Here is a 9593-nt window from a genome sequence, read left to right as displayed (position 1 = left end):
CGCCGCGGCGCCGGCCGCTCCGGCCGCCGCCAAGACCCAGCAGATCGACGTTCCCGGTCCGGGCCAGTCGGTGATCCGCGTCGATCCCGAGCGCATCGACCGCCTGATCGACCTGGTCGGCGAGCTGGTCATCAACCAGGCCATGCTGGCGCAGCGCGTCGGCGAATACGGCATCGCCCCGTCCTCCAACCTGGCCATGGGCCTCGACGAGCTGGAACAGCTGACGCGCGAGATCCAGGACAGCGTCATGGCCATCCGCGCCCAGCCGGTGAAGTCGGTGTTCCAGCGCATGCCGCGCCTGGTCCGCGAAGTCGCCAGCATGACGGGCAAGCAGGCCCGCCTGGTGATGGACGGCGAGAACACCGAGGTCGACAAGACGGTCATCGAGCGTCTGTCCGACCCGATCACCCACATGCTGCGCAACGCCATCGACCACGGGCTGGAAAGCCCCGAGGAGCGCAAGGCGGCCGGCAAGAACCCGGAAGGCGTCGTGCGCCTGGCCGCGCTGCACCGCAGCGGCCGGATCGTCATCGAGGTCTCCGACGACGGCAAGGGCATCAACCGCGAGCGCGTCCACTCGCTCGCGATCAAGAAGGGCCTGATCTCGCCGGAGCTGCAGCTGACCGATGAGGAGATCGACAACCTGATCTTCCTCCCGGGCTTCTCGACCGCCGACAAGATCTCGGACGTCTCGGGCCGTGGCGTCGGCATGGACGTGGTCAAGCGCTCGGTGCAGGCCCTGGGCGGCCGCATCTCGATCACCTCGCGTCCGGGTCATGGCTCGACCTTCAGCCTCAGCCTGCCGCTGACCCTGGCCGTCCTCGACGGCATGGTGGTCGACGTCGCCGGCGAGACCCTGGTGGTGCCGCTGGCCGCCATCGTCGAGAGCCTGCGTCCCAAGCCGGAAGAAGTTCGCCCGCTGGGCCCGGTCGGCGCCGTGCTGGCCGTCCGCGACAGCTTCGTGCCGCTGATCGACGTCGGCCTGACCCTGGGCTACCGCGACAGCTCGCCGCCGCCGACCGAAGGGGTCGTGCTGCTGGTCGAGGGCGAGGACGGCTCGCGCGCCGCCCTGGTGGCCGACGCCATCCATGGCCAGCGCCAGGTGGTCATCAAGTCGCTGGAGCAGAACTACCAGCAGGTCGACGGCGTGGCCGCCGCGACGATCCTGGGCGACGGCCGCGTGGCCCTCATCCTCGACGTCGACGCGGTGATCAGCCTGCGCCGCCGCGAGCCGCCCCGCCCCGTCGAACCCACTCTGATCGCCGCGGAGTAAGCCGATGACCGAAGAAATCATCACCACGGGCGAGCGCCGGGAACTGATCTCCTTCCGGGTCGGCGACCAGGAATATTGCGTGGACATCATGGCCGTCCGCGAGATCCGCGGCTGGAGCCCGGCCACGACGCTTCCGCAGTCGCCCGGCTACATGCGCGGCGTCATCAACCTGCGCGGCGCGGTGCTGCCGATCATGGACCTGGCCTGCCGCCTGGGCATGCCGATGGTCGAGCCGACCGTCCGCAGCGTGTTCATCGTGGTCAAGGCGGGCGACCGCATGATCGGCATGCTGGTCGACGCGGTGTCGGACATCCTGTCGATCACCGACGATCTCGTTCAACCGACCCCGGATCTGGCCTGCGACATGGTTCGCAACTTCATCCGCGGCATCATTTCCATCGACGGCCGGATGATCAGCGAGATCTCGCTCGATCGTCTGCTGCCCGAGCGCGAGGCCCTGGCCGCCTGATGACCTTCGCTCCCTCCTCCACTGATCGGCGCGAGGCCCTGGTCGACGGCGAGTTCGCCTTCACGACCCAGGACTTCAAGCGCATCGCCGAGATCCTCTACGGCATGGCCGGCATCAGCCTGCCGGACACCAAGGCCACGCTGGTCTATTCGCGCCTGGCCAAGCGCCTGCGCGCTCTGGGCCTGCGGTCGTTCAAGGAATACTGCGCCTTCGTGACCAGCGAGCAGGGTCACGACGAGAGCCAGGAAATGCTGCGGGCCCTGACGACCAACGTCACCCGCTTCTTCCGTGAGCCGCACCACTTCGACGACCTGCGCGCCAACATCCTGGAGCCGATCGCCGACCAGGTGCGCGCCGGCCGCCGCCTGCGCCTGTGGTCCGCCGCCAGCTCGTCGGGCCAGGAACCCTATTCGATGGCCTTCACGGTGCTGTCGGTTTGGCCCAACGCGGCCGAGCTCGACATCCGCATCCTGGGCACCGACATCGACACCAACGTGCTCGCGACCGGCCGTCAGGCCGTCTACGACGAACACCTGCTGGAAGGCATTTCGCCGGCTCAGCGGGGCCAGTTCTTCGAGCGCGATTCGAATGACCGCCGGGCCTATCGCGTCTGCGAGTCCGCCCGCCGCCTGGTCGCTTTCCGCGAACTGAATCTCAACGGCCCGTCCTGGCCGATGAAGGGTCCGTTCGACGCCATCTTCTGCCGGAATGTCGTGATCTATTTCGATGAACCGACCCAGGAGCGGGTCTGGAGCCGCTTCCAGCCTCTGCTGGCGCAGGGCGGCAAGCTCTATGTGGGCCACTCCGAACGCGTCGGCGCCAATGTGCGCGGCTTCGAGAGCTGCGGCCTGACCGCCTATCGCAAGACGGGGGTCTGACCATGCCCAAGATTCGCGTCCTCGTCGTCGATGACTCGGCGACCATGCGCGGCCTGATCACGGCCGCCCTCAACCGCGACTCCGAGATCGAGGTGGTCGGCGCCGCCGGCGATCCGTTCGAGGCCCGGGGCATGATCAAGGCCCTGAACCCGGACGTCGTGACCCTCGACATCGAGATGCCGAACATGAACGGCATCGAGTTCCTCGAGAAGATCATGCGCCTGCGGCCGATGCCGGTGGTCATGGTCTCCAGCCTGACCCAGGCCGGGGCCGAGATGACCCTGCGCGCGCTGGAGCTGGGCGCCGTCGACTGCGTCGGCAAGCCGACCACGGCCACCGGCACCGCCGAGGCCCTGGCGGAAGTCGCCGAGAAGGTGAAGACCGCGGCCCGCGCCTCGGTCCGCACCAAGGCCGACGCCGCGCCGGCCCCGGTCCGCCGCGGCGCCTATGTGCCGACCGGCGACGTGGTGGCCATCGGCTCGTCGACCGGCGGGGTGGAAGCCCTGCTGTCGATCCTGACCCAGTTTCCCGAGACCTGCCCGCCGACGGTCATCACCCAGCACATGCCGGCGACCTTCACCGCCAGCTTCGCCGCGCGCCTCGACCGCGCCAGCGGGGCCAAGGTGCAGGAAGCCACCGACGGCGCGCTGCTGGAAGTCGGCAAGGTCTATGTCGCCCCGGGCGGCGCCACGCACCTGGAAGTCGTCCGCTCGGCCGGCCTGCGCTGCCGCCTGACGGCCGGCGACCCGGTCAGCGGCCACCGCCCCTCGGTCGACGTGCTGTTCCGCTCGGTGGCCCAGGCCGTCGGCGACAAGGCCGTGGGCGCGATCCTGACCGGCATGGGCCGCGACGGCGCCCAGGGCCTGCTGCAGATGCGCCAGGCCGGCGCCCGCACGGTGGGCCAGGACGAGGCCAGCTGCGTCGTCTACGGCATGCCTCGCGCCGCCTTTGAACTCGGGGCCGTGGAGAAGCAGGTTTCCCTGTCCTCCATCGGCCAATCCATTCTCGATCTGGCCTCCGCGAGGCGATAGACCCATGCCCCAAGCAAGCACCATTTCCGTTCTCGTCGTCGACGACCAGCTGACCATGCGGGCGCTGATCCGAAACGCCCTGCAGCAGATCGGCTTCAAGGACATCCGCGAGGCGCCCGACGGCGAGGAGGCTCTCAAGAACCTCCTGGCCAAGCCGGCCAACCTGGTCATCTCGGACTTCAACATGCCGAAGATGGACGGCCTGGCCCTGCTGCGCGCCGTGCGCTCGCACCCGCCGATCCGGCAGACGGCCTTCGTCATGCTGACCGGCCGGGCCGACCGCGAGCTGGTCCAGCGCGCCGTGCAGTTCGGCGTCAACAACTACTGCGTCAAGCCGTTCACCGTGCAGGGTCTGCGCGACAAGATCGAACAAGTTTTCGGACAGCTGACATGATCGGGCGCGATTACTCCCACGACGACGAGCTGCGCGCGACCAAGGTCCACGTGACCCAGGGCGAAAGCCATGTCTCGACCGACCCGAACGTGGTGATGACCACAGTGCTGGGCTCGTGCATCGCCGCCTGCATCCGCGATCCGCAGGCCGGCGTCGGCGGCATGAACCACTTCCTGCTCCCCGACGCGGGCGACGGCCGCAGCAGCGGTAGCGGCGGCGACGCCGTGCGCTACGGCGCCTACGCCATGGAACTGCTGATCAACGGCCTGCTGAAGAAGGGCGCCCGCCGCGAGCGGCTGGAAGCCAAGATCTTCGGCGGCGGCAAGCTGTTCGACAGCCTGTCGGACGTCGGCGCCAGCAACGCGGCCTTCGCCGAGCGTTTCCTGCGCGACGAAGGCATTCCGATCGTGTCGTCCAGCGTCGGCGGCGTCTCGGCCCGCCGGGTCGAGTTCTGGCCGGTCACCGGCCGGGTGCGCCAACGCCTTGTGGCCGTCGACAATGCGCCGCAAGAAGTGCGTCGTCCCGCACCGATTCCTCAGCCCGCGTCCAACGCCGGCGACCTGGAGCTGTTCTAGACCTCATGACCGCCACGTCGACCGCCGCCGCCGATATCATCGTCTCCCCGGATCATCAGCTTCCGGTGGGCGAGCTGTCGCGTCGGCTGGCGGCCGAGCTGGCGGCCGCGGCGATGATCTGCCGCGACTGCGAGCACGTGGCGGGCGAACTGGCCAGCGGCGGCGCGGCGCTCGAGAACATCACCCGCCTGCAGGCGCTCGACGAACTCAGCCAGCGGCTGCACGGCCTGTCGGACGTCCTGGCCCGCATCGGCCAGCACGCGTCCGGCGAATGGAACCTCGCGATCGAGCCCCTGCTCGAAGGTCTGGGCATGGCCGACCTGGTGGGCCGCCTGCGTTCCGACAAGGACCATGCGGGCTGGGGCGCCGAGGCCGGCGAACTCGACTTCTTCTGAGGCGTCGATGCCCGAGCCGCTAAATCCATCGACTCGGATCAATCTCGAGCGGGCCACCGTGCTGGTGCTCGACGACAATGGCGCGTCTCTCGACATCCTGTCGGGCGTGGTCTCCGGCTTCGGCGTGCGCTCCCTGCACCGCGCGGAGTCGGTCAAGGACGCCCAGGCCCTCATCAAGATCCACACCTTCGACCTGATCATCAGCGACGTGCAGATGCCCGAGGTCGACGGCTACGAATTCATCCAGTGGCTCCGCCGCGAGGGGCCCGAAACCAATCGCTATGTTCCGGTGATCCTGGTCACGGGCCACACCCGCACCTCGCAGGTGTTCAAGAACCGCGACGCCGGATCCAACTTCACCGTCGCCAAGCCGATCACGCCCAAGGTGCTGCTGGAGCGGATCTTCTGGGTGGCGCGGGAAGAGCGAGCCTTCATCGAGTGCGACACCTATGTCGGGCCCGATCGCCGTTTCAAGCACGAGGGGCCGCCGCCGGGGACGGACGGCCGACGCAAGGACGACCTGGCGGGGGAGGTCGGCGACGCTCAGGAGCCGAACATGTCGCAGGAAGAGATCAACAGCCTGATGAAGGTCGCGAAGGTGCAGATATGACCGTCCGCAAGTTCCGGCCCCCCAACCGCCTCGCCGCCATGATCAAGGATCGCGGCGGGATCCTGGCCAAGGACGCGGTCGCCGCGGCCGAGGCCAATGTCGAGACGCTGCGCGACAGCTCGCTCGCCGCCCTGGACGAGGCCCTGGAGGCCATCGAGGCGCGCTTCGGCCCCACGGCCGCCGGCCGCGCCGGCGAGGACTTCGAGACGCTCTACACCCTGACCCTGAAGATCATCGACGTGGCCGGCTTCGCCGCCGACGCCGGGGTCGACGAGGCGGCGGTGTCGCTGTGCGCCCTGGTCGACAACTGCGCCGAGGCCGGCGCCTGGCGCTGGGACGCGGTGGACGTCCACTTGTCGGCCCTGCGCCTGCTGCGCAATGTCGGCGCCAGCCTGCCGGCCGAGCACCGCCGGGGCATGCTCGACGGCCTGCACAAGGTCGCCCAGCGCTGAAATCGCGCCTCCGTCGATCCTGAAGCCTGATCAGCAGGCTCTGGTTCCAAATATTAGAGCGCGCCCGGGCGGGTTAGCCGCGTACACCTAACCCTGGCGCGCTCCAGCGTAGCGCCGGCGCCACGTTCGCGTCGGTCAATGCAACTGTTACCGGTCCCACAACTTGATACGCCCTCCGGTGTTTGTTACGCGTTAGTTGCTACCGGTGTCAGGGCATTACAAATGCAAATGACACCGGTTTCCATAATGACGGCCGAGAGCGGCCGCGTGGGAAGGACGCGCGGTCGTTTCGAAGCCACGACGGGGTCTGTGAGACCGCGTTGCAACGAAACGTATGGGAGGAGGACTGGATGTCTTACGGACATGACGCGCGCCTGCGCGCTCTGAAGATCGGCGTGTCGGCCGGCGCGGTGGCGTTGGCCCTGGCGGCCGCGGGCTCGGCCATGGCGCAGGACGCCGGTGCGACGACCGAGAACTCCGAAGTCGAGGCGGTGGTGGTCACCGGCTTCCGCAACAGCCTGGCCAAGGCCCTCAACGTCAAGCGCGAGGAAGCCGCCGCCACCGACTCGATCCTGGCCGAAGACATCGGCAAGTTCCCCGACCTCAACCTCTCCGAATCCATCCAGCGCATCCCGGGCGTGGCCCTGGCGCGCGACGGCGGCGAAGGCCGTCAGATCTCGGTGCGCGGCCTTGGCCCCACCTTCACCCGCGTGCGCATCAACGGCATGGAAGCCCTGACGACCGCCGGCGGCGCCGACGCCTCGGGCGGCACCAACCGCGGCCGCTCGTTCGACTTCAACTTCTTCGCCTCGGATCTCTTCAACTCGATCACCGTGCGCAAGACGGGCGAGGCGTCGGTGGAAGAGGGCTCGCTGGGCGCCACGGTCGATCTGCGCACCGCGCGCCCGTTCGACTACAACGGCTTCGCCATGTCGGCCTCGCTGCAGGGCAGCTACAACGACCTTGCCGAGAAGGCCACGCCGCGCGGCGCCTTCATGATCTCGAACACCTGGAAGGACGGGATGTTCGGAGCGCTGTTCTCGGTGGCCTACACCAAGCGCAAGATCCTCGAAGAGGGCAACAGCACCGTGCGCTGGGCCACGGGCAACGCCTTCTCGCCGGGCTTCGACGCCGTCAACAACGGCGCGGGCCTGCCGACCACGGTCAACCCCTCGGCCCAGGCCCTGGCCGACAACGCCGCCTTCCACCCGCGCTTCCCGCGTCTCGACCGCTTCGAGAGCGACCAGGAACGCCTGGGCGCCACCCTGGCCCTGCAGTTCCAGCCGTTCGAAGGCACGACCCTGTCGTTCGACGCCCTCTATGCCGACTTCAAGGGCACCCGCCAGGAGACCTATCTGGAGGCCCCGTCCTTCAGCACCGGCGGCGCCTGTACGGCCGCCAACCTCGCCAGCAGCTGCGGCATCGCCGACACCAACGTGACCGCGCGGACCATCGAGAACGGCGTGATGGTCAAGGGCACGTTCGACGACGTCGACCTGGCCGTCGAGAACCGCTTCGACAAGCTCGACACCAAGTTCACCCAGTTCTCGCTGACCGGCGACCACCAGATCAGCGACAACTTCACGATCCACGGCTTCGTCGGCCACTCCAAGTCGGACCACCAGAACCCGGTCCAGACGACGCTGCGCTTCGACTACTTCAACGTCGACGGCTACAGCTACGACTACACCGACAGCCGCGATCCGAAGTTCAGCTACGGCAACGCCGCCCTGACCGACCCGACCAAGTGGAAGCTGACCCAGATCCGCCTGCGCCCGCAGTCGGCGGTCAACACCTACGACACGGCCCAGGCCTGGGCGGAGTACAAGCTCAACGACGCGCTCAGCGTCAGCGGCGGCCTGAACTTCAAGCAGTACGAGTTCGACACCACCGAACTGCGCCGCACGATCGGCACCACGACCAACCAGGAAACGGTGATCCCGGCGGCGATCGCGGCGATGTCGCTGGCCAGCTTCAGCCGCCTGGCCACCTTCAACGGCGTCCAGACCATCATCCCGGACCTGGCCAAGGCCGCCAGCGTGCTGAGCCTCTACGACCAGTCGGCCTATGGCGGCGCCTTCAAGCTCGGCGCCGAGCCGTCGCTGGGCAACAACCGCGGCGTCTCCGAAGAGGATCGCGGCGCCTATCTGCAGGGCGACCTGCGCACCGAGATCGGCGGCGTCGGCGTGCGCGGCAATCTCGGCGTCCGCTACGTGAAGACCAAGCAGTACGCCCGCGGCTTCACCTATGTCGGCGGCTCGCCGGTCGGCATCACGGCCGGCCGTGAGTATGACGACACCCTGCCGGCCCTGAACCTGGTGGTCGAGCCGGCCGAGAATTTCCTGATCCGCTTCGGCGCGGCCAAGGTGATGTCGCGTCCGGACCTCGGCAGCCTGACCCCGGGCTCGACGGTCAGCGTCTCGGGCACCGCCCGCAGCGTCACCGCCGGCAACCCGAACCTCGATCCGTTCCGCGCCAAGACCTACGACATCGCCTTCGAATGGTACTTCCAGAGCCAGGCCCTGCTGTCGCTGGCCCTGTTCCAGAAGGACATCGGCAGCCTGGTGCAGACGGTCACGACCTCGACCACCTTCACCGGCAATCCGTTCGGCATCCCCGACAGCGTGGCCATCGCCGCCTGCGGCACGACCACCGGCTGCAGCCCCTCGGCGCAATGGAACTTCTCGACCCCGGTCAACACCGACGGCGGCAAGGTCAAGGGCTTCGAAATCAATTACCAGCAGCCGTTCAAGTTCCTGCCGGGCCCGCTGGCCAACACCGGCGTCCTGCTGAACTACACCTACGTCAAGTCGGACGTGAAGTACGTCAACTCGACCGGCGCCGTGGTCGCCACCGGCGATCTGACCGGCCTGTCGCGCAACGGCTACAACGCCACCCTCTACTACGAGGACGCCAAGTTCAGCGGCCGCGTCTCGGCCTCGTACCGCGACAAGTACCTGACCCGCGTGCTGGGCCAGGAGAACACCACGGCCGCGCCGGTGCTCTATGACGGCACCAACGAGACCTTCAACGTCGACGCCTCGCTGCAATACACCCTGAACGACCAGTTCAAGATCACCCTGGAAGGGGTGAACCTGACCGACGAGTACCAGGACCAGTTCAGCGGCGAGCAGAACATGCCGGTGGTCTATCACCACACCGGTCGCGAGATCCTGCTGGGCGTCCGCTACAAGTTCTAGGCTTCAGGACTTTCGCGCGCTGCCCTTGGGGGAGGGCGGCAGGGAAGGGGCGCTGGTCGGGAGACCGGCGCCCTTTTCTTATTCCCGCCCGTCGATCCAGGTGCGGACGACGTTGCGCTCGCCGTCGAGCAGGACGAGGTCGGCGGCCTGGCCCGGGGCGATGGATCCACGCGCAGCCGACAGGCCCAGGAACGCGGCCGGAGCGGCCGAGGCGATCATCACCGCGTCTTCCAGGCCAAGGCCCAGCATGGCCACGGCGTTGCGGACGGCGCCGATCATGTCGAGGTCGGAGCCGGCCAGGGTGCCGCCGGGGCCG

At 68.2% G+C, this 9593-nt stretch carries 11 protein-coding genes; 10 read left to right on the top strand and 1 reads right to left on the bottom strand.

Going from position 1 to position 9593, the window contains the following annotated elements; genetic code table 11:
* The 10 genes from DMC18_RS09260 to DMC18_RS09215 form a co-directional block, all read left to right on the top strand.
* Positions 1-1273: chemotaxis protein CheA (locus tag DMC18_RS09260; protein ID WP_146218026.1), on the top strand; the 1273-nt coding region annotated here is incomplete at its 5' end.
* A gap of 4 nt (positions 1274-1277) precedes the next feature.
* Positions 1278-1742, top strand: coding sequence for a chemotaxis protein CheW (locus DMC18_RS09255; RefSeq protein ID WP_110118616.1), 465 nt, complete (start codon positions 1278-1280; stop codon positions 1740-1742).
* On the top strand, positions 1742-2620 hold the full coding sequence (locus tag DMC18_RS09250; protein WP_110118615.1) for a protein-glutamate O-methyltransferase CheR: 879 nt from the start codon (positions 1742-1744) through the stop codon (positions 2618-2620). Before DMC18_RS09255 ends, DMC18_RS09250 begins: the two co-directional genes overlap by 1 nt.
* A 2-nt stretch (positions 2621-2622) precedes the next feature.
* The gene (locus DMC18_RS09245; RefSeq protein ID WP_110118614.1) at positions 2623-3651 is read left to right on the top strand and encodes a chemotaxis response regulator protein-glutamate methylesterase; all 1029 of its coding nucleotides are present in this window, start codon (positions 2623-2625) and stop codon (positions 3649-3651) included.
* Between the two features lie 4 nt (positions 3652-3655).
* Positions 3656-4045, top strand: a complete 390-nt coding sequence (locus DMC18_RS09240) for a response regulator (protein ID WP_007675655.1) — start codon at positions 3656-3658, stop codon at positions 4043-4045.
* Complete coding sequence (locus tag DMC18_RS09235; protein ID WP_110118613.1) at positions 4042-4620, top strand: chemotaxis protein CheD; 579 nt, start codon at positions 4042-4044, stop codon at positions 4618-4620. Before DMC18_RS09240 ends, DMC18_RS09235 begins: the two co-directional genes overlap by 4 nt.
* A 5-nt stretch (positions 4621-4625) precedes the next feature.
* Positions 4626-5015 (top strand): chemotaxis protein CheU, encoded by a 390-nt coding sequence (locus DMC18_RS09230; protein WP_110118612.1) that lies wholly within the window; start codon positions 4626-4628, stop codon positions 5013-5015.
* A gap of 7 nt (positions 5016-5022) precedes the next feature.
* On the top strand, positions 5023-5625 hold the full coding sequence (locus DMC18_RS09225) for a response regulator (protein WP_110118611.1): 603 nt from the start codon (positions 5023-5025) through the stop codon (positions 5623-5625).
* Positions 5622-6077: a chemotaxis protein CheE gene (locus DMC18_RS09220; RefSeq protein WP_110118610.1), complete on the top strand. Its 456-nt coding sequence runs from the start codon at positions 5622-5624 to the stop codon at positions 6075-6077. Before DMC18_RS09225 ends, DMC18_RS09220 begins: the two co-directional genes overlap by 4 nt.
* Before the next feature lie 350 nt (positions 6078-6427).
* Positions 6428-9277 (top strand): TonB-dependent receptor, encoded by a 2850-nt coding sequence (locus DMC18_RS09215; protein WP_110132876.1) that lies wholly within the window; start codon positions 6428-6430, stop codon positions 9275-9277.
* Positions 9278-9355: 78 nt separating this feature from the next.
* Here the strand turns inward: DMC18_RS09215 and DMC18_RS09210 are convergent.
* Positions 9356-9593: amidohydrolase family protein (locus DMC18_RS09210; RefSeq protein WP_146218025.1), on the bottom strand; the 238-nt coding region annotated here is incomplete at its 5' end.

The sequence above is a fragment of the Caulobacter sp. D5 genome, assembly GCF_003185805.1.
Classification (GTDB): domain Bacteria; phylum Pseudomonadota; class Alphaproteobacteria; order Caulobacterales; family Caulobacteraceae; genus Caulobacter.
This window is presented reverse-complemented; position numbering and strand designations above follow the sequence as displayed.